The sequence below is a fragment of the Kiloniella laminariae DSM 19542 genome (assembly GCF_000374005.1).
Lineage (GTDB): Bacteria > Pseudomonadota > Alphaproteobacteria > Kiloniellales > Kiloniellaceae > Kiloniella > Kiloniella laminariae.
Window position 1 is genome coordinate 711,689 of sequence record NZ_KB893134.1, and the last position, 20,304, is coordinate 731,992.

General features: G+C 51.1%; 19 protein-coding genes. 6 read left to right on the forward strand and 13 right to left on the reverse strand.

The annotated features are described in order from the left end of the window. The 4 genes from B152_RS0103480 to B152_RS0103495 form a co-directional block, all read right to left on the reverse strand. Complete coding sequence (locus B152_RS0103480; RefSeq protein WP_020590994.1) at positions 1-1,854, reverse strand: ABC transporter ATP-binding protein; 1,854 nt, start codon at positions 1,852-1,854, stop codon at positions 1-3. Positions 1,855-1,931: 77 nt separating this feature from the next. Further along, the gene (locus tag B152_RS0103485) at positions 1,932-3,278 is read right to left on the reverse strand and encodes a TldD/PmbA family protein (RefSeq protein WP_020590995.1); all 1,347 of its coding nucleotides are present in this window, start codon (positions 3,276-3,278) and stop codon (positions 1,932-1,934) included. Positions 3,279-3,613: 335 nt separating this feature from the next. After that, positions 3,614-4,804 carry an NADH:flavin oxidoreductase/NADH oxidase family protein gene (locus tag B152_RS0103490; protein ID WP_020590996.1) on the reverse strand — a complete coding sequence of 397 codons (1,191 nt, stop codon included), beginning with the start codon at positions 4,802-4,804 and terminating at the stop codon, positions 3,614-3,616. A 100-nt stretch (positions 4,805-4,904) separates the two neighbouring features. After that, positions 4,905-5,927 carry an IS1595 family transposase gene (locus B152_RS0103495; protein ID WP_083921787.1) on the reverse strand — a complete coding sequence of 341 codons (1,023 nt, stop codon included), beginning with the start codon at positions 5,925-5,927 and terminating at the stop codon, positions 4,905-4,907. Between the two features lie 104 nt (positions 5,928-6,031). On the opposite strand from B152_RS0103495, the gene B152_RS0103500 reads away from it, so the two are divergent. Next, positions 6,032-6,496, forward strand: a complete 465-nt coding sequence (locus B152_RS0103500; protein ID WP_026261246.1) for a hypothetical protein — start codon at positions 6,032-6,034, stop codon at positions 6,494-6,496. Between the two features lie 111 nt (positions 6,497-6,607). Here B152_RS0103500 and leuA read toward each other — a convergent pair whose 3' ends face one another. The 6 genes from leuA to B152_RS0103530 all read right to left on the reverse strand — a co-directional run bounded on the left by leuA (position 6,608) and on the right by B152_RS0103530 (position 12,826). After that, positions 6,608-8,281 carry a 2-isopropylmalate synthase gene (leuA, locus tag B152_RS0103505; RefSeq protein WP_026261247.1) on the reverse strand — a complete coding sequence of 558 codons (1,674 nt, stop codon included), beginning with the start codon at positions 8,279-8,281 and terminating at the stop codon, positions 6,608-6,610. Positions 8,282-8,817: 536 nt separating this feature from the next. Beyond that, positions 8,818-9,195: a hypothetical protein gene (locus tag B152_RS0103510; RefSeq protein ID WP_020591000.1), complete on the reverse strand. Its 378-nt coding sequence runs from the start codon at positions 9,193-9,195 to the stop codon at positions 8,818-8,820. A gap of 119 nt (positions 9,196-9,314) precedes the next feature. Continuing rightward, on the reverse strand, positions 9,315-9,770 hold the full coding sequence (locus B152_RS0103515) for a PAS domain-containing protein (protein WP_020591001.1): 456 nt from the start codon (positions 9,768-9,770) through the stop codon (positions 9,315-9,317). Between the two features lie 86 nt (positions 9,771-9,856). Then, on the reverse strand, positions 9,857-11,368 hold the full coding sequence (locus tag B152_RS0103520; protein WP_020591002.1) for a UbiD family decarboxylase: 1,512 nt from the start codon (positions 11,366-11,368) through the stop codon (positions 9,857-9,859). Between the two features lie 3 nt (positions 11,369-11,371). Continuing rightward, complete coding sequence (locus B152_RS0103525; protein ID WP_020591003.1) at positions 11,372-11,827, reverse strand: NfeD family protein; 456 nt, start codon at positions 11,825-11,827, stop codon at positions 11,372-11,374. Positions 11,828-11,842: 15 nt separating this feature from the next. Beyond that, positions 11,843-12,826 carry an SPFH domain-containing protein gene (locus B152_RS0103530; RefSeq protein ID WP_020591004.1) on the reverse strand — a complete coding sequence of 328 codons (984 nt, stop codon included), beginning with the start codon at positions 12,824-12,826 and terminating at the stop codon, positions 11,843-11,845. A 285-nt stretch (positions 12,827-13,111) separates the two neighbouring features. On the opposite strand from B152_RS0103530, the gene B152_RS25755 reads away from it, so the two are divergent. The 4 genes from B152_RS25755 (at position 13,112) to speE (ending at position 15,651) form a co-directional block, all read left to right on the forward strand. Further along, positions 13,112-13,324: a DUF4170 domain-containing protein gene (locus B152_RS25755; RefSeq protein ID WP_083921788.1), complete on the forward strand. Its 213-nt coding sequence runs from the start codon at positions 13,112-13,114 to the stop codon at positions 13,322-13,324. Positions 13,325-13,337: 13 nt separating this feature from the next. Further along, positions 13,338-14,141, forward strand: a complete 804-nt coding sequence (locus B152_RS24920) for a hypothetical protein (RefSeq protein ID WP_020591005.1) — start codon at positions 13,338-13,340, stop codon at positions 14,139-14,141. Between the two features lie 137 nt (positions 14,142-14,278). After that, positions 14,279-14,806 carry an adenosylmethionine decarboxylase gene (speD, locus tag B152_RS22345; protein ID WP_026261249.1) on the forward strand — a complete coding sequence of 176 codons (528 nt, stop codon included), beginning with the start codon at positions 14,279-14,281 and terminating at the stop codon, positions 14,804-14,806. Next, entirely contained in the window at positions 14,803-15,651 is an 849-nt protein-coding gene (gene speE / locus B152_RS0103545) for a polyamine aminopropyltransferase (protein ID WP_020591007.1), read from the forward strand. Before speD ends, speE begins: the two co-directional genes overlap by 4 nt. A gap of 73 nt (positions 15,652-15,724) precedes the next feature. Here speE and pabB read toward each other — a convergent pair whose 3' ends face one another. The 3 genes from pabB to ubiA all read right to left on the reverse strand — a co-directional run bounded on the left by pabB (position 15,725) and on the right by ubiA (position 19,398). Then, on the reverse strand, positions 15,725-17,560 hold the full coding sequence (gene pabB / locus B152_RS0103550; protein ID WP_020591008.1) for an aminodeoxychorismate synthase component I: 1,836 nt from the start codon (positions 17,558-17,560) through the stop codon (positions 15,725-15,727). A 165-nt stretch (positions 17,561-17,725) separates the two neighbouring features. Next, complete coding sequence (locus B152_RS0103555) at positions 17,726-18,364, reverse strand: class I SAM-dependent methyltransferase (protein WP_211212106.1); 639 nt, start codon at positions 18,362-18,364, stop codon at positions 17,726-17,728. Between the two features lie 77 nt (positions 18,365-18,441). Then, positions 18,442-19,398, reverse strand: a complete 957-nt coding sequence (gene ubiA / locus B152_RS0103560; protein WP_051082927.1) for a 4-hydroxybenzoate octaprenyltransferase — start codon at positions 19,396-19,398, stop codon at positions 18,442-18,444. A gap of 81 nt (positions 19,399-19,479) precedes the next feature. Between ubiA and B152_RS0103565 the strand changes: the two genes are divergently transcribed. After that, the gene (locus B152_RS0103565; protein WP_020591011.1) at positions 19,480-20,271 is read left to right on the forward strand and encodes a 16S rRNA (uracil(1498)-N(3))-methyltransferase; all 792 of its coding nucleotides are present in this window, start codon (positions 19,480-19,482) and stop codon (positions 20,269-20,271) included. The last annotated feature ends 33 nt before the right edge of the window (positions 20,272-20,304 follow it).

Sequence of the window (20,304 nt, forward strand, 5' to 3'; positions counted from 1 at the left end):
TTATCCGGAGAGGCCGATCTTGTCTTTTGCTATCAGGTTGGCCTCTGTCAGTTGTGAGGGTGACCCAGTATCTATCTGGGCTTCTTCCGCAAACTGCAGGCTGTAAAGCCGGGCATAGGCGCCGTCTTTTTCCAGCAATTCACTATGAGATCCCTGTTCGATAATTTTCCCGCGATCCATTACATAGATAATATCAGCGTCAATAACAGTGGAAAGACGGTGGGCGATCACCAGTGTTGTTCGACCTTCCATAAGGATCTTCAGAGCATCCTGAACGTGCCGTTCTGATTCCGTATCGAGGGCTGAAGTGGCTTCATCAAGCAGAAGGATCGGTGCATTTTTGATCATGGCCCGGGCGATGGCAACTCTCTGGCGCTGTCCACCGGAAAGACGTGAACCCCGTGGACCAACCAGCGTGTCATAACCTTCAGGCAGGCTGCTGATAAAGTCATGGGCATGGGCATTGCGCGCGGCTGTGATGATCTCTTCTTCACTGGCAGCGGTATTGCCGTAGGCGATGTTAGCGCGGATGCTGTCATCAAAAAGCTGAATTTCCTGGCTGACCAGGGCGATTGACTGACGCAGACTTTCCAGCGTGGCACCACGGACATCTTGCCCGTCAAGCGTGATACTGCCTTCGCTTACGTCATAAAAACGGGGAATCAGATTGAGGATTGATGTTTTTCCTGCTCCTGAGGCACCCACCAGAGCAATGGTTTTATTGGCGGGGGCATGAAGATTAATGTGTTGAAGAGCCGGGGCTTCGTCACTGTATTTAAAGGTGACGTTGTTAAAGAGGACCTCTCCCTTTTTGATCGTCAGTGGCTTCGCGTTCGGGGCATCCTGGATGTCAGGTTGGCTGTCCAGGACGGCATAAACCCTGTGTGCAGAAGCCAGTCCGGCCTGCATGCTGGCATTAAGTTTTGACAGTTTTTTGATCGGCTCATAAGCAAGCAGCAAAGCGGTTATGAAAGCAAAAAAAGACCCGGGGTCTTTGGTGCCCTGTATTACTTCATTTCCACCATAAAGAATAACGACAGCAATCGCGATGCCACCCAGCGTTTCCATAATGGGAGACAGCAGGGAACTTGTCCTTGCTGATTTTATGTTCAGGTTCAAAACCTTGTGAATTACAGCTGAAACCCGCCGGGTTTCATGCTCTTCCATGTTATAGGCTTTGACATGGCGGATCCCCTGAAAGGCTTCATCCAGCCGGGTGGTCAAGAGGCCAAGGCTTTCCTGCGTGTTATTTGAAACTTTGCGGATACGACGGCCGGTTTTGGCAATAGGAAGAATTGCAGTCGGAAATGCTGCAAAGGCAACGGAAGCAAGAATCCAGTCCTGATAAAACATCATTCCAATCAGGCCTGCTGCGGTCAGTGTATCTTTACCGATAGAGGTCAGTGTGTTTGATACTACGCCTTTGAGCATGTTCGCGTCGTTGAGAAAGCGGGAAACCAGATTTCCAGGGGATTCCTCATGGAAATAGGCCAAATCTGCACGCATCAACTTTCTGAACAGCTGCTCCTGGATGGTGGCAATGATTTCCAGGCCGACACGTTGCATCAACATGGTCTGGGCGTAAGTCGCAACACCTTTTACGACAAAGATGGCGACAACCCCCAGAGAGATCGGGACGAGCAAATCGGCCTGTTTGTTCAGAAATATATCGTTGATAATCGGTTCCATCTGCTTGGCCAGCATGACGGTACAGGCCGAGACCAGCGCCATCGCCAGAAGCGAGAGCCCGATTTTACCAAGTTGTCCGGTGACGTAGTCCTTGAACAGACGCTTGAGAAGAAAGCGGGTCGAAGGGTCGCCCAGTTTCATCTTGTTGTTTCTATCATTCGACATCTTGTTCGTTTCTGTTTATCGCAGCCATTTCGGCGGTTTGATTGTATATTTCACCAGACTTCATATCCGGGGGCGGCCTAGTTCCCGGCGACAGTCATGCCGTCAATTCTAACGGTTGGAGCATTACTCCCATAACGGAAAGTAAGATCATTTGCTGGTGTCAGGTTCAGGAACATCTCTTTGAGATTTCCAGCAATGGTTGCTTCTGAGACCGGATAGAGGATTTCTCCATTTTCAATCCAGTAGCCACCTGCACCGCGACTGTAATCACCCGTCAGTCCATTGACACTTGAGCCCATCATCTCCGTCACAAACAGCCCTTGCTTGATATCCCTGATCAGCTCTTCTGGCGGCAGATTTCCTGCTTCCATATAGAGATTTGTCGGGGAAGGCCCCGGGTTCCCCGAGGTTCCGCGGGAGGCGTGTGCCGTGCTTGTTAAACCAAGCTGGCGCGCAGAGCTCAGGCTGAGTAACCAGGTCAAGAGCTCGCCGTCTTCAACAATATTCTGTTTTCGATTGGGCAATCCTTCACCATCAAAGGGTTTGGATCGTAATCCCCGGGCGAGGTGGGGATCATCAACAATATTGATACCCCGGGAGAAAATCTGCTTGCCGAGAGAGTTTTTGAGAAAGCTGGTGCCCCGGGCAATGGCGGGGCCTGTGATCGCCCCGATCATATGCCCCATGATACTGGTGGACACACGGGGATCGAAAACAACAGAGATATTGTTGGTAGTCTTCGGTTTACGAGGATTTAACCGTCGCATAGCCTTGTTGCCAGCACTGAGTCCGATTTCCTGTGCAGACATCAGATCATTGCCATAAACGGCGCTGGAAAAGTCATAATCCCGTTCCATCCCGGCTTTTTCTCCGGCAAGAACCGAAACAGAAAGAGAATGGCCGGAAGAGTTGTAGGCTCCGGCAAAGCCGTTGGAAGCAGCCATGGCGATAGAGGCCTCGCCCCAACTGGCTTCAGCGCCACCAGAGTTGCTTACTCCTTCAACTGAAAGTGCCGCTTCTTCACAGTCCCGAGCCCGGGTAATCAGTTCTTCTGCTGCCGGTTCAACCGGGTCATAGATATCCAGTTCCGGGATTGTGCGGGCAATATCTTCAGGATCTGCTATTCCGGCATAAGGATCTTCGGGCACTGCGCGCGCCATGGCAACGACGCGTTCAACCAGCTGATCAAGTGCTTCCGGTGATGTGTCTGTGGAGGAAACAACCGCGTTGCGTTTTCCAATAAACACCCGCAGCCCAAGATCTTTACTTTCTTCGCGTTCGAGCTTTTCCATCTTCCCCATACGTTGGGCATGGGATACAGATACGGACCTGAACATCACGGCATCCGCCGAATCAGCTCCTGAGGACTTGGCTTTTTTTAAAAGGTCTTCAAGCAGATTCAGGGATTCGTTGGGTGCTGACATCGGGGATCCTCATGTAAAATATCTTTGAGCCTATATATAGGCCAGCTCGGCCTGACGATAAAGCAGCTGCTGCAGGTTTATTTCTGTATGACGGGAACTAGACGACATGGAATGAGTTCAGAAGTTCCGTTTTGTTTATGTCGTGTTGTTCGTACCAGATATCAAAAGTTGAAAGTTGTGCTGGTGATAGGGGGAATTCTCATCTAAACAAAACCCAATTATCCACCAAACGAAGTCTGGTCCAAAAGCGCTGACCGTATGTGACATCCGGTAAAGGACCCCAATGTGGGACAAAGCGACATAAATGCTGCCTGCCGATTGACCAAACGAATGCCCTAACTCTCAAAATGGCGCAACCAGATTTCTGTTCGGATATCGTCACGCGTTTGATAATTTTCGATGGCTTGCCCAAGGTCGCCAACTACGTCTGTCTCTTTGTCAGCTCCGATTTCCGTCAGCCGCATCGTATACCACGCCGTTATCCCGCCCTCCGGCGCATCTGAAAACCGTGGAAAGGCGGGCTCTGGCGTCTGGTCTTCCATCCAGAGATTGGGAAGGGTCGGTTCAAGAACGAGTGCACGGGCCAGGCCGACTATGTCAACTGCGCCGCTCGTGACCGCCACCTCTGCTTGCGACCGCGTTTTGAAGCCTCCGGTCAACATCAAAGGCTTGGATGTCACCGTTCGGGCGCGTTTGGCAAATGCTATGAAATATGGCCCACGTCCGGCGCTGTCAGAAGCAGATTTAGCGCCGGGGAAATACGTCCCACCGCTGATGTCGATTAAGTCGACTGATGATGTGTCCAGAGCGGCCACAACCTGAAGCGCATCATCTTCGCCAAGCCCGCCCTCAAGCTGGTCTGAAGAGTTAAGCTTCACCGCGATTGGAAAGTGAGGACCGACCGCCGCGCGTGTTGCCTCAATGGATTCAAGTAGAATTTTCATACGGTTGGCGATTGATCCACCATACCCATCGCGGCGCTTATTGAACAAAGGCGACAGAAACTGGCTGAGCAGAAAACCATGTGCTGCATGTATTTGCACGCCGCCGAAACCAGCCCGCTTTGCCAATATAGCTGTCTTGGCAAACTCTGCCGGAACCTGATGGATTTCATCTTGCGTCAGCGCCTCGCAGCGTAGGCCAGGTAAATCGAGAGCGCTTGGCCCCTTCGGATTGCTGATCGGCGCGTATGCAAGCGCCCCAGCATGACCGAGTTGTAACCACAACTGCGTGCTGTTTTGACTACCATGCACGGCAAGGTCCCGAAACTTGTTTAAGTCCGAAACTGCGTTGAGCACCAGATTTCCGGGCTTTTCGGCAAAGTGCGAAGTCGCTTGAACCTCGCCAATAATCGATACGGCCAGCCCGCCTTCCGCCCATCGCTGATACAGCCTGTTTTGTTCGGTCGTTGGGTGACCGGTGCCGTCGCCCAGAGAGTCCGACATTGCAGGTTTTGCAATCCGATTTTTCAAGACAACGCCACATGGCAATTCAAGCGCCTGAAACAGAACCTCATTTTGTTGCATCCGAACAGCTCCTGTCAAATCTCAGCAATTGATAACATATCTATGAATAGTCTTGGCGCGGCAACCCAATGTAGGTTTGGGCTCGAAGCCGCCGTTGATCTTATGGCCAGGTCAAACCCCATTCAAGCGTGCGGCGCATTTGCCGGCCAATCGCGCAGCAGAGAAGCCCTCTCATCTGTTCGACGACAGGTATTGGCTTCCACGTTGTTGTCGTAACTGTCTTTGCGCCTGATTTCGTCAGTTTCTGCCGGACCTTCACGGCTGGCTGACGATGGTTCCAACGCCACAGGATCTCGTCGAGGTATCGCTGAAGGTGCTTTCGTCCAAGGCGATGATATACCCCGACAAGGGCGCGCTGGACCTGAGAATTGACGGCTTCCACCGTATTGATGTGCGCCCCGAGACTGGGACGGGAATACTGTCGAGCACCGTGATTGACCGTATGATGTGCAGCAAATGTTTTGCCGATTTTGCGATAAGCCCTATTGCCATCCGTCATCAGAATAGACTGCGGTTCCATCCATTCTTTCATGATTGGCCCAAGTGTTGCGCCTTGGGCGTTCGGAACCAGGGTCGCCTTGGCTTGGCCATTGCGGTCAGCGGCAACCAGCACGATAGGCTTTTTGGTGCCGCGCCCCCGCTTGTTTTTGACCCCTTTCTTGAACTTGGGGGCACCTCCCACGAAGGATTCATCGACCTCGACTATGCCGCCCAACTGACTGGCGATCCCTTCTCTGTCGTCCATCAGTTCACGGATGGCGTGACCGAGTTTCCAGGCAGTTTTTTGGTTCACGCCCAGGATTCGTGACATGACGACCGAGGAGATCCCCTTGCTTGATGTCAGCACGAGAAAGATCGCGGCAATCCACAGTCGAAGATCCAGTTTGGTCGAGTGCATTGGCGTTCTTGTGGTGACGGTGAATTGACGACGACATTCGTGCTCCGAACATTGATACAGTCCGGCACGCGCAGATTGACAGCGAAGCGCCACAGACCGCACACTGCCGCAGTGTGGACAATACCGGCCGGTGGGCCAGATCATTTCTTCGAGGAAGACGCGCCCGTGATGTTCGCTCGGCATCTTCTTCCAGATGTCCCTGACGGATTTCAGTTCCGTGATCATGTCGGCTCTCCAATGACTGGGAGCCGACAATATTGGCCAACTACCTGTTTCCCGAAGGGAACAGTTTATTTCGCGCGAAATGGTGACAGGTCCGAGGTTTTTCTATGGTTTTCATAGCTATGGTTCAACCAACGCTTCTTTTCGTGGATAATGGGGAAACAAAAAATATCATTTTTTTGGGAGGTATTATGAGTTTTCTCGGAAACAGACAGTGTATTGGGCTTTCAGTTTTAGCGATTTCACTTGGACTTATGGGGTGCCAGACAACGGGATCAAGTATTCCTGGAGAAGGGAAAGTTTTAGCTGATTATCCGCTGGTTTTTTGTGCAAAGGATGGCTCTAAAACTCAACTGGTTGCCTATAAGAATTTGGACCACGCTCCGCGTACGAATTCAGTTTCTCCCTATTGCGATAAAGCAGCCTATGAAAAAGGAGAAATTTCCGGGTATCTTAAGGAAAACGGATACTTCTTTTCTGGCTTGAAGGGCGAATTTCATATCGTCTGTGCAGAAGGTTTCATTTCCCTTTCCGATCCGTTCGAAATTCCAGATTCATGTTCATTGCAATAATCTGGTTTGAGAAGGCTTCTGTAACTCTGCTTCGTTGCACAGGTAAGTAAAAAACAGCCGTGGGAAATTTATCCTACGGCTGTTTTTATGAATACTCTGTCGAAGGATAGATTATTTACCCAGAATCTGATTGGTCGCAGATACTATTGCCCGGATTGAGGCAACGGTGGTGTTCGAATCGATACCGATACCCCAGACAGTTTGGCCGTCATCGGTTTTCAGTTCGAGGTAGGCGACAGCCTTTGCGTCCGATCCGTGGGTCAGGGAGTGCTGGTGGTAGTCTTCCACTGTCAGGCGGACACCCAGGTTTTCAGCAACTGCGTTGATGAAGCCTGCGACAGGACCATTACCTTTACCGGTGATCTGGCGAGCTTCGTCGTTAAAGTTGATCTGAGCCGTGAGATGGCGGATTTCTGCAGCGTGTGTATCTGGCACTGTGGTGTGGTTTTTGAACTGCAAGGGGGTTGACCAGCGCAGGTAGGACTCGTCGAACGTCTCCCAGATTACTTCTGGTGTGATCTCCTTGCCTGTGGTTTCGGCAATGTTTTGAATCCGTTTTGAGAAATCAACCTGCAGGGCCTTGGGCAGCTCCATATGGTAGTCGTTCTGCATGATATAGGCGACCCCGCCTTTACCGGACTGGCTGTTGATCCTGATGATCGCTTCATAACTTCGGCCAATATCCTGCGGGTCAATCGGCAGATAGGGGACTTCCCAGAGATCTTCGTTACTTGCTTTCAGAGCCGTCATCCCCTTTTTGATCGCATCCTGATGGGAGCCGGAGAAGGCGGTATAGACCAGTTCTCCAACCCAGGGGTGGCGGGGATGAACAGGGAGCTGGTTGCAGTATTCCGCAGTCTCCTTGACCCGGTTGATGTCGGAAATATCCAGCCTGGGGTCAATACCCTGGGTCATCATGTTGACCGCCAGGGTGACCAGGTCGACGTTGCCTGTCCGTTCGCCATTGCCAAACAGTGTGCCCTCAACACGGTCAGCCCCTGCGAGCAAACCCAGTTCGGTTGCCGCAATTCCCGTGCCGCGATCATTGTGCGGGTGCAGGCTGATAATGACCGAATCCCGATTTTTAATGTTGCCACAGAACCATTCGATCTGGTCGGCGTGAACGTTCGGGGTGGACATCTCGACGGTGGCAGGCAGGTTCAGGATAACCTTGTTCTCGGGGCTGGCTTCCCAGACATCCATTACGGCTTCACAGATATCCCGGGCAAAAGGCAACTCCGTTCCGGTGAAGCTCTCTGGCGAGTACTGGTGGATGATTTTGGTGCCGGGAACTGTCGGGATCAGCTCTTTGATCAGCTGCGCGCCCTTAACGGCGATATCGATGATGCCCTGTTTGTCTTCACGGAAAACCACTCGGCGTTGCAATTCGGAGGTCGAATTGTAGAGGTGGACAATGGCGCTTTTGGCCCCCTGTATGCTTTCAAAGGTCCGCCGGATCAGATGCTCGCGCGCCTGGGTCAAGACCTGGATGGTGACATCATCAGGAATCATATCCTTTTCGATCAGCATGCGCAGGAAATCAAAGTCCGTTTGAGATGCGGAAGGAAAGCCAACCTCGATTTCCTTGAAACCCATTTCAACCAGCAGATTAAACATCTTTTTCTTGCGGGTGGTATCCATTGGTTCGATCAGGGCCTGATTGCCGTCGCGAAGATCTACGGAACACCAGATCGGGGCCCGGGTGATGGTTTTGTTCGGCCAAGAGCGGTTTTCCAGTTTCACCTGTTCAAAGGCACGGTATCTTTCAAATGGCATTTTCTGCATTTTATGCTCTCCAACGGTCCGGGGCGCTCTGGCGTTTGTGCTTTTGGCATCTGTGCTTTTTTTGCGCAACATCCGGCATGTCTAAACTTTTATCTGATATTTGGAAATAGCGGCAGTGCATAGGAAGCATCTTCTGTTCATATACATACGATCACCGGGGGCCGCTTACTGGCCCCGATGATCGTGGGTAAGTCGCAGGTTGTGCCAAGCCTGCTGCAAAACCAGGCGGTGTTCACCGACGCGAGCCGACTCTATAAAAAGATGAGCCGAGAAAATATGAGAAGTAATCATTACAGCGGTATTCCGTATAATTCCGAGTTGCAAACAAGCAGCACGACCGGCTCTCTCAGGAGGCCGGGGTGATAAGTCGCCCTAGAAGGCGCGCGCTCAGAATGGTTCCGCTTTTAATCATGCGCTAAAGATGCGGTGCAATACTGTCGGGGTCAAGACCTTAATCCCGCAATTCCTCGCAGGAGGGTATATTAAAAAGAGGTTAGCTGGAATATTTGATTGCAATCACTCTGACGAGTTTGAATTCATTGTGATTTAAGACGGAATAACATCCAGACAAAAAGCGCTGTGCCGAGAAGTGTAATCAGGGACCCGACCGCAACAGGGGCGTTGTTGCTGCTATCAAGCGCAACAACGATCTTCCCGAGAACCAGTACGATAGCGCCAAGCTGAAACATCCAGAATTGCAGCTTTGCCTGGGGGTGTTCTGCCAGACCAGAGAAATGTTTGAGTGTGAAGCCAAAAATCAGAGAAAGCAGGAAGCCAACAAGGTTGGTGTGGGCATGGGCATTGGAGAAATGAAAACTTTCGGTAATGCCCATCCAGATACCAAAAATCATGCCGATGAGCAGCCAGATAAAACCTGCTTTAATATAACGATCAGAGAGAGAAGCTTTGGTCACAATTATCCCCTTTGTTATTTTCGTGTGAAAATGAAACAAATTCAGAAACAATTTTTACCCGAAGCGTTTTAGTTGCTCTTTGTAATAAGGACTAAAAGAGACGAACGCTGCCAGGAGCATCACTGTTTGTTGGACAGGAAGTCTACACAGATAAATAACATATTTACCTTCACGCCGTCGATAGAGAGCGGGAGGATGATGTCCTCAATACTTTTGTGTGCCTTGTAGCGACCAACATAAGGCGGGGTGGCGATTACCGGGGCTTTATCTGTGACGGCCTTTTCCAGATAAGACCAGAGTTTGCTTGGCTTTTTCTGGTGTGGAATGCTTGACATCCACTGGCCTGTCGGGTTTGTTTCGAGATGCCTGACAATCTCGGACCCAATCAGACGATATCTAAAATCCAACGGTTCAAGCTGGACCTCGTGTATCAGGATATTCGGGAGTAAATCCCGCAGATCAGCAGGGTCCAGATCTGCTCTGGCTGGCATCAGGCGATCCCCCCGTTTTGAATCCCAGTACTGATACATTTCGAAATTTTTGATCGACTTGATCTGGGAGGGATCAAAACTCATCGGTTCTCTCACTAGGCTTAAGCTATGCCGGATATCACGCGGCAACAGTTTTTGTCGTTAAAACAGTTTTTCTGATACGTTGGAAATTATTTTTTCCAAATAGATTTCCCTGATCCAGGGAGGCCTAACTGGTTCCAGATGTCATCAATCTTTTCGACAACAGCGTTATCCATGCGAATCTCCTCGCCCCACTCCCGTTTGGTCTCGGGTTCCCACTTGTCTGTGGCATCAAGGCCGATTTTGGAGCCAAGACCACTTTCGGGGGAGGCAAAGTCGAGATAATCAATCGGAGTGCCTTCGATCACGGTAATATCCCGTGCGGGATCCATCTTGGTTGACACTGCCCACATGACATCTTTCCAGTCACGGGCATTGATGGTGTCATCCACCACGATCACCCACTTGGTATACATGAACTGGCGCAGATAGGACCAGACCCCCATCATCACTCTTTTGGCGTGGCCGGGATAGGCCTTTTTCATCGAAACGACTGCAATCCGATAACTGCAACCTTCCGGAGGAAGCCAGAAATCACTGATTTCTGGGAACTGCTGCTGTATCAGCGGGATAAATACCTCGTTCAGTGCCTCACCGAGCACAGAGGGCTCATCTGGCGGGCGACCGGTGAAGGTCGAAAGGTAGATCGGTTTTTTCCGCATGGTAATTGCGGTGATGGTGAAAACCGGGAAGGGTTCAACCGAGTTGTAATAGCCTGTGTGATCGCCGTAGGGACCTTCATCACCATATTCATCAAGGCTGACAAAACCTTCGAGAATGATTTCGGCATTGGCCGGAACCTTGAGCGGGACGGTTTTGCAGTCAACCAATTCGACTTTTTTACCGCGGAGCAGGCCTGCGAACTGGTACTCTGAAAGAGTATCCGGAACGGGAGTTACTGCGGCAATAATTGTCCCGGGGTCCGAGCCAAGGACCACGGCGGCGGGCAAGGGGTCCGGCTTTTGTTTTTTCCAGCGGGCATAGTGCTGGGCGCCACCGCGATGTTTTAGCCAGCGCATCAGGGTCTTGTTCTTGCCCAAAACCTGCATGCGATAGATACCCAGATTAAAAACGTCGGTTTTTTCACCGCCGGGCCCCTTGGTGACAACAAGAGGCCAGGTGATCAGAGGGGCAGGTTCGCCGGGCCAACAGGTCTGGATCGGCAGTTTGGCGAGGTCAATGTCATCGCCAGTCAAGACCACTTCCTGGCAAGGGGCTGAAGAAACACTTTTGGGTTTCATGGCCATGACTGTTTTCAGGATTGGAAGATTGTCCCAGGCCTCTTTCAAACTTCCCGGGGGCTCCGGTTGCCTCAGAAAAGCCAGAGTCTCTCCGACTTCACGCAGTTCTTCCGGACTGCGTTCCATCCCCCAAGCGACCCGCTCGACCGTGCCGAAAAGGTTGACCAGAACCGGCATGTCATAGGGGGTTCCATCTTCATGCACGACGTTTTCAAACAAGACAGCAGGGCCACCCTCAGCAAGTAGTCTTGTCTGGATTTCAGTCATTTCCAGCATCGGTGAAACGGGGTGCGTAACCCGGATCAGGCGGCCCTGGTCTTCAAGATGGGTAATGAAATCCCGCAAAGAGGAGTATGGCATAGGTTATAATGGTGCTTCTTCTGGTTCAACAATCAGGGCTGTGCCTTCTATGCTGGTTATACGCACCTTGCTCCCCTCGGGTAAATCCCCTCCCTTGATTTTCCAGATGACTCCGTCGATGGTTTCCCGACTGCCTCCCTGTGTCAGAGGTTTTTTCAGAGTCAGAGTTTGACCGACAAGATCCTGCCCCCGTTTGTTGAGTCCTGGGCGATCGGTGAGCGTTGGATGTTTTTTGGCATAGATGCGCCAGACAACAATTGAGACAACCGACAAAACGGCAAAGATGAGAATCTGGTGTTCCCAAGCCATGTCTGGAAATAAATAAAGCAACCCGCCGACGATTGCTGCGGCGATACCCATCCAGAGGGCAACGGCACCGGGGGCAAAGACCTCGACGGAAATGAGAAACAGGGCAAAAACCCACCAGTACCAGAATTCGATTTGTGTCAGAATAAACATGGTGTTTGAAAGTCCTTAGTTGTCGGGACTGTTTTGCTTGTCACCTTTCCAGGGGGAAGGTTTTTTCTTGGGTGGGGTGCTGTCGTCGCTAAGCATCGATTTGGCTATTTCAGCCACGCCAGCGATAGAACCGAGTATACCAGTCGCCTCCATCGGCAGGATCATAGTCTTCTGGTTTGGTGAATCCGCAAACCGCCCAAAGGCTGCAACGTATTTCTGCGCGATAAAGTAGTTGATGGCCTGAATATCACCCTCGGCAATTGCCTGGGATACCACGGTTGCAGCCTTGGCTTCGGCTTCGGCTTCTCTTTCACGGGCTTCTGCATCACGATAGGCTGATTCGCGCCGACCTTCTGCTTCGAGAATTGCAGATTGCTTCATACCTTCGGCCCGGAGTATCTGGGCCTGGCGCACACCTTCAGCCTCAAGAATACTGGCGCGTTTATCGCGCTCGGCTTTCATCTGTCTGCCCATGGACTGCACAAGATCTGCCGGAGGGGTAATATCCTTTATCTCAACTCTGGTAACCTTGACGCCCCAGGGCTCGGTGGCATCATCGACCACCCTGATCAGTTCAGCATTAATCTTGTCTCGTTGGGAGAGAAGCTCGTCCAGGTCCATTGAGCCCATAACGGTACGGATGTTGGTCATGGTCAGATTAAGGATCGCACGTTCAAGATCTCGAACTTCGTAAGCTGCTTTTGCGGCATCAAGGATTTGATAAAAAACCACACCATCAACCTGAACAACCGCGTTGTCTTTGGTGATCACCTCTTGCGAGGGAACATCCATAACAGTTTCCATCATGCTGAGGACCGCCCCGATTCTGTCTACGACAGGAATAATGAGGTGCAAGCCGGGAGGAAGTGTTCTGGTGTAGCGGCCAAAGCGTTCAATCGTATATTCGCTCCCCTGAGGAACAGATTTCACCCCCATCAGAATGAGAATAAAAGCCAGGACAACAGCGGCAATTGCAAAAATTGAAAAAGCAGACAGCATGGAAAATCCTTATGGATTAATAAATCTGATTCGATAAAGCATAAAACTTATCTATGACAGGATGAACAAAGCCAGCGCCACAGGAAAACGATTTTTTACTAAATGGCAGCATAGACATTTTATTTCGGTTGGTTCAGGTGGATTCGTAACTCCCTTACTAATAGTAATCTTTTTTTATTCTTATGTTGTTGGTTTTTTCCTATTCCTCAGGAAACAAGAAGCCTATAGTACCCTTAGTTTGTATGTGCCGAGACAATTTCGGGGTTAGATTATAGAGTGACTGGAATGACTCAATTTTTTGTGGTTGGCGGCGAATATGCAGATACATCTTTCTGCGAAGCTGTCGGGGGGGACGAAGAGTGGATTGGTCCATTTTCCAATTATGAATCGGCACAAAAGGAGTGGTCACGCAGAGCGTGGTTAACCGTCGATGATTGTACAACCCGGTTTCGTATTGAGCGGGTTGATGCGGATGCGCCCCCACCTTGTACAGACTAGATAAGGCTTCCTGATGCCCTGGGCACTACCCGGTGATCAGGAGACCCGGCTGAGGATTGCTAAAGGCTATCCTTTTGAGGCCCCTTCTTCCTCTTATCTTTTCGAAGATGGACAAGCTAGGCTCTTCTCTGAATTTCAGAACGGAGAGCTTGATTATTGGCGCGGCCAACTTCAACAAAGAACGGCGGTGATCGCGCATGGTTCCAATCGATCACCCGAACAGCTGGCCCGCAAGTTTGCGGGGCACCCTGCCGGGCGTGAGGTTATACCTGTTACGGCCATCTGGTTGGAAGATCACGAAGTGGTCTATTCGGCACATATGGCGCGCTATGGCTCTATTGCCGCTGAGCTGATTTATTGTCCGGGAACCGCGGTGCAAGTGTTTGTGACCTGGCTTGATCAAACGCAGCTGCTGCGCATGCATGAGAGCGAATTGCCTTCCGAAAACTATACCTACGGATGTCTGGGGTGTAATTGGTCTCTGGCGGCTCAAGAAGATGATGCTCTGGACATTTCCCCTCAATCAGTAAAGCTTATGGTTTATCGCAGCACCGCCGGAGCCTTGAATCACAAGGGCAAGGCTGTGGCTATTTCTGCTCTTCCTGCTCGGGGAAGATCCCTGCAGGCCTGGCAACAAAGCGAGGTATTGCAACATGTTCATGAGGTTCATGGCTTCAGGCAATGTGGTGAGCCGGAATCACTGGATCAGGCAATTCTCGAATCTATTGAGATTACCGACTATCGGCAGAGACTGGTGCAGAGTTTAAAAAAACAATCATTGGATGTTTCTCACCCTTCCTATACTATTTGCCCATAGTGAAGTTTATTTTTCTTGCAAATAAAAAGACAGTTCTTTAAAGAGCGCGCTTCAACGGGGCCATACTGGGGTTTGTAGCTGCAAAGTAACAGATCGCGATTGAGCCAAAGTCATCTACTGGTTGGGGAGGACGCAGAGTGTCTAAAGCACACGCCCTCTTCCAATTGGGGATGGACTTGAATCAAGGTTCAAGCACCACCCAAACGGAAGAAAACAAAACAGCTGTTCAGAACGTTGTCAAAACTACGGATAGCGGCACTTCGAACGTGGTCAATCTTGATGATGACCGGAAAGATTATTTTATCGAGCGCGACGGTGTCCGTTTTGCCGGGACACATCTGATTATTGATCTTCTCGGAGCATCACGACTCGACGACCTGGAATTCATACAGCAAACACTCATTGAATGTGTCGAGAAGTCCAAGGCGACTCTTTTACATATTCATCTGCATCACTTTACCCCGAATGGGGGTGTGTCAGGTGTTGCTGTCTTGGCTGAATCGCATATCTCCATTCATACCTGGCCTGAAAAAGGTTACGCGGCCCTGGATGTATTTATGTGCGGGGATGCAGAACCACATAATGCGATTGCTGTTCTGAAGGAAGCCTTCGGACCGGATAAAGTGGTTGTGGACGAATTCCGGCGTGGGAAGGAAGTGGGATGAGCAGGTGGGTTACGGAAGGTTTGCACGGGGACCTTCGTACCAGCTATGGCATCAAGAAAGTCCTCTTTGATAACCAGACAGAACACCAGAATCTTGTGATCTATGAGAACGAGATCTATGGCCGGATCATGGCGCTGGATGGTGTGACCCAGGTAACGGAACGCGACGAGTTTATCTATCACGAAATGCTCGCGCATGTGCCGATCCTGGCCCATGGTGAGGTGCAAAAGGTACTGATCATCGGGGGTGGTGATGGAGGTATGCTGGAAGAGGTTCTAAAGCACAGGTCTGTTGCAAAGGTTACAATGGTCGAAATTGACCGGACTGTGATTGACCTGAGCAAAGAGCACCTGCCGATGATCTGCGGGAATGCTTTTGAGGATCCCCGCCTTGATCTGGTTATTTCGGATGGCTGTCTGTTTGTCGAGAACTCTTCCGAGAAGTATGACGTGATTATTGTTGATTCCACTGACCCGATCGGACCGGGGGAAGTTCTCTTCACCAATGATTTTTACAGCAACTGCAAAGCCTGTCTCAGGGAAGGTGGTGTGCTGGTCACCCAGAATGGTGTGCCGTTTCATCAGGCTTCTGAGCTGAGGTCGACCTTGCGGCATTTCCGACCGATTTTTGCTGAGGCCACCTGTTATCTGGCCAGTGTTCCAACCTACGTTGGTGGTGCGATGGCCTTTGGCTGGGGCACGGATCAGCAGGGGCTGAAGGATGTTTCTCTGGAGGTTCTTGAAGCGCGTTTTCAAAATGCGCAGATTGATACAAGCTATTACACACCGGAAGTACACAGAGCCGCTTTTGCCTTGCCTGGCTATGTTCAAAGGCTGGTTGCCTGAAGCAATAGCCTGTTTTAATACGTTGAGTCAGAAGGCCTTTGGGCTTTCTGACAAGCGGATCAATCAGGGTGGATCAATCAGGGCGGCCTGATTGTTTAATTTGTCTGGCTGGCATAAGGTCCCGTACAGAATTACCAAAATATATTACGTCTGCTTTTTCGAGATCTTCTAGCGACAGTTTTTTCTCGGTCAGTTCTTTAAAATTTTCCCTGAACAGGCGGGTTCTCAAGGTGCCGTTAAGGACACCGCAGTCGAGGGCCGGTGTATATAGACGTCCCCCAATCTCAAGAAAAAGATTGGTCCGGGCTCCCTCGGTCAATTCACCTCTTTCATTGAGAAACAGGACTTCGTCACAGGCAGAGTCCTTTTGTCTTGCTGCCAACTCATCTTCGTAAAAATCACGTTTTGTAGTTTTGTGGTAAAAGAAGATATCACTGCTATCGACTTTTTTGTCTGAAACAACAAAGGTGATTTGCTGTTGCGGGTCCTGGATGGAGATCGGCATTGTCGTGAGACTGCTTGAACCATCTTTGTGGAGCAACAGCCGGACGCGCTGAGTACCTTCGAGAGAAAGCTTATCCAGTTTGCTTTCTATTACCGTCCTGTCAAAGGGATAGCCAAAGAAGCCAGCAGAGTTTTCAAGGCGCTGCAGATGTTCTTCTCTGAGGTGATACCCCAGATTTTCTTCCCAACGCAAAGTTTCCAGCAGGTCAAAACGTGGTTTGCTATATCCAGCAGTGTTGCCAGAGAGAAAACGTCCCTTGAGCAAACATTCCTGATATTCTGCAGCCGGTTCCGAGTCATAAACAATACCGCTGCCGATGCCCATTTCCCCTTTTCCATCACTGCCAATGGCAAGAGTACGTATGGCAACATTGAAACGGGTGTCGCCATTTGGAGCGATATGCCCGATGCTGCCAGTGTAAATTCCGCGCGGACGGGCTTCAAGTTCATGGATGATTTCCATGGTGCGCAGTTTTGGTGCCCCAGTGATCGAGCCGCAGGGGAAGAGCCGTTTGATCAGGTCGGTGGATGTAATTTCAGGCCTGAGTTCGCCTGTGATATTCGAGGTCATCTGGTGGAGTGAGCGGTAGGTCTCAACCGTGAAAAGCTCAGTGACCTTGATGCTGCCTGTGGTGCAAACCCGCCCCATGTCATTGCGGAGCAGGTCGACGATCATCAGGTTTTCAGCCCGGGATTTTTCGTCTCTTGTCAGCCAGATCTTGTTCTCAGCATCCACTGCTGGTGTATTGCCTCTTGGCGCCGTCCCCTTCATTGGACGGGTTCTGGCTTTGCGTCCCTCTGTGGAAAGGAAAATTTCGGGTGATAGGGACAGAAAGGTTTGGTCTTCTGTCCTGATAAAGGCGCCATTGGCAACATTCTGTCGCTGGCGCAGTTCCTGAAACAGGCCGACAGGGTCGCCGGATAATTTGAAATCGTGTTTAAAAGTATAGTTTACCTGATAGGTGTCGCCAGCAGCGATGTAGTCCCGGACTTTTTCAACTGCGCGGCAATAGTCGGCTTCTGTCATCGAGGGGGTGAGGTTATCCAGTTGATAATCCCCCCAGCGTTGCCGGGCAAGAAAACGATTGGTCTCATCCGGCGTCAGGAGCTGGGCTTGATCGAACACACCAAACCAGAGCAGGGGTGTGCCGAGGGGGTTGTCCTTTTTAGGGAGACCCTGCAGCCTGGGTTCAAAGAGATACCCGAGTTCATAGGACAGATAACCAGCAAGATGCTTTCCCGCGTGTTGTGCTTTTTCCATATCGGAGAAGCACATTTCGAGGGTGGCGACTTCATCGCACTGGATGACGGCTTCCGGTTTGACGAACAAAACAGACCCGGCACCGGAGAGAGTATCGTCCAGCAGCACAAAGGGGTCTGTCTGTTTTTCCAAATGCGCGTTCATCGGTCTGATATCGGTTCCATTTTGTGAAGAGCTTTAGCCTGCTCGGTGCCCGAGGTCCAGTTCTCTTTGATAACAGGATTTTCTTGTTCGGATATTTTAGCGGAACAACAAGGCAGGAACTGTCTGTTTACGTCCTTTCCTGATCACGAGCCCCCCTTTCCCTCCCTATTTCTGTGTGACCGGGAGCAGTTCCCACACCCCGGCATTGCGAACATCTGTGTCTTCCAGAGCCGAGGTGGTCCGGACAGAATAGGATATAAGGCGTTGTAACCCCTCTTTGGGAAAGTAGGTTCGACCGGGATCTCCAAGGAGGACCTGTGTCCCTGAAGTCACAAGTTTATGTAACCATGTCATGATCTCATCGGCCATGGGAGCATCGTAACAGACGTCTCCGGCGAGCACGAGATCCCAGTCTGGACTGGAACGCCCAACCAGGTTCTCCGAAGTGGTCATAAGACTGACATTGTTAAGCGCGGCATTCATTTTTGTGGCGGCAATAGCATAGGGATCTATATCTGCCGCGAGCACCTCTGTTGCCCCGGCTTTCATGGCAGCGATGCCTTGTAACCCTGACCCGCAGGCAAAGTCCAAAACACGTTTTCCTTGAACCAGAACAGGATTGTCGAGAATGTATTGAGCAAGAGCCTGCCCTCCGGCCCAAGCGAAAGCCCAAAAAGGAGGAGTAATATCCAGCTTGTCCAGTTCTCTTTCACCCGCCTGCCATAGGGGCAGATCTTCTGCTGCAAGATGTAGAGGGATGTTATTACCGAGAAGAGGTGTGCCTCCCGGGCGGGTATTGGCCAAGATGAATTCTTTCATCCTGATGAAGTCAGGATCAGAGACTCTGTTTTGACAGCTATGCAGGGACATCTCTGCCAGCCTTAACCGGGAAACAAGCTGGTTGCGACAATGCCGGCCAGAAAAATCCATCCAACAGTCCGGTTGGATTTGAAGAGATACAGGCAAGTAAGAGGATCATCGATATCCAGTCGCAGGATCTGCCAGCTGAAATGGACGACCATACTGGCAACGCCTAACCAGAAAGGCCAGGGCAAGCCGAGCAGCCAGCCGGAGAGGGCAAAACAAAGGCTGCAGATGCTGTAAAAAAGTATCAGCCAGGTTCTGGTTTTGCTACCGAGTTTGAGTGCTGTAGATTTTACGCCGACAAGCGCGTCGTCTTCTTTATCCTGATGAGCATAGATGGTGTCATAGCCGAGGGTCCAGGCCAGGCCGCCGATGTAGAGAAGAAGCGGCGCAAGCGAGAGATCGCCGCGTACAGCCGCCCAACCGACCAGAGCTCCCCAGTTGAAGGTGAGGCCAAGCCAGGCCTGGGGCCAGTAGGTAATCCGTTTCATAAAGGGGTAGAAAACGACGAGGAGAAGAGACGCGGTAGCGAGGAGAATTGTAAAGTTGTTGAACTGTAAAATAACCAGTAGTCCGAGAAACAGCTGTAGGGCAAGGAAGGCAATAGCCTGGCGCATGGAAAGTTCTCCGCTTGCCAGGGGGCGGGTTGCTGTGCGGGCAACCTTGCGGTCAAAATCCCGGTCGGCCATGTCGTTCAGTGTGCAACCGGCACCGCGCATGACAACGGCACCAATAGCAAAGAGCAGGGGCGTGTACCAAGGGCTGTAGGGGCTGCCGAATTGATATCCCGGAGCTGTTGAGGCAAGAGCCAGTGACCACCAGCAGGGGAATAGCAGCAGCCAGGTTCCGATAGGCCGGTCAAGGCGCGCCAGTCGCAGGTAAGGTCGCAAGCAAGCGGGTGAAAGACGAATAATCAAATGATCATTCACGATGTCGCTTGCACTATCGTTTCTTGCTGACAATGTGCTATCCATTTGTTTCATACATGATAAAAACACGCTGTTATCCGTGATAAATACACGGGACATCAGGCTTTGTGAAGGTGGGTTCTGAAGATGGAAAGGGTCAATACCAGACTCTACGTTGAAGACAAGCTCTTTGAAGGTGCAACGGTTGGCCTTGATTCGGCGGCGTCGCATTATCTGAGGTCGGTTCTCAGATTGGAACCGGGGGCGAGAGTCGGCTTGTTCAACGAGCGAGAAGGTGAGTGGCTGGGCATTGTCGACGGGCTTGGTAAAGGCTGGTGTTCGCTTCGGGTTGGGGAGTGCCGGCGCGAAGTCGAGGGCGAACGGGATATCTGGCTGGTCTTTGCCCCGATAAAACGTTCCCGAATTGACTTTCTCGCCGAGAAAGCAGGCGAGTTGGGCTGTTCGCGTATTTTGCCGGTTTTTACCCGCCATACAGATGTGAAGCGGGTAAATACTGAACGCCTTGCGGCCCATGCCAGGGAATCCGCAGAGCAGTGCGAGAGACTGTCGGTGACCCGGGTGGATGAGGCTGTTTCTCTTGAGAAGATGATCCAGAGCTGGCCTGCTGACCGGCGTCTGGTGGTCTGTGCCGAATTTGGTGAGGCAAGGCCGATTGCAGAGGTTTTTACAGAACTTCTGATCGATGAGCCCGATGCGGGATTAAAGCCCTGGGCTGTTTTGATTGGTCCAGAAGGTGGATTTTCAAAAGAAGAGCTTGAAGCGCTCTCCAGACTTTCTTATGTGACACCCGTTGGCCTCGGCCCCAGAGTACTGCGGGCTGATACCGCTGCTGTTGCTGCCCTGTCCTGCTGGCAGGCAATTTTAGGTGATGGGGGCATGCGCCCTCCAAAAGGAACAACGCCGGTTACGATTACTTGATACCAGCGGTATCTATTAATTATGTGATCTTTC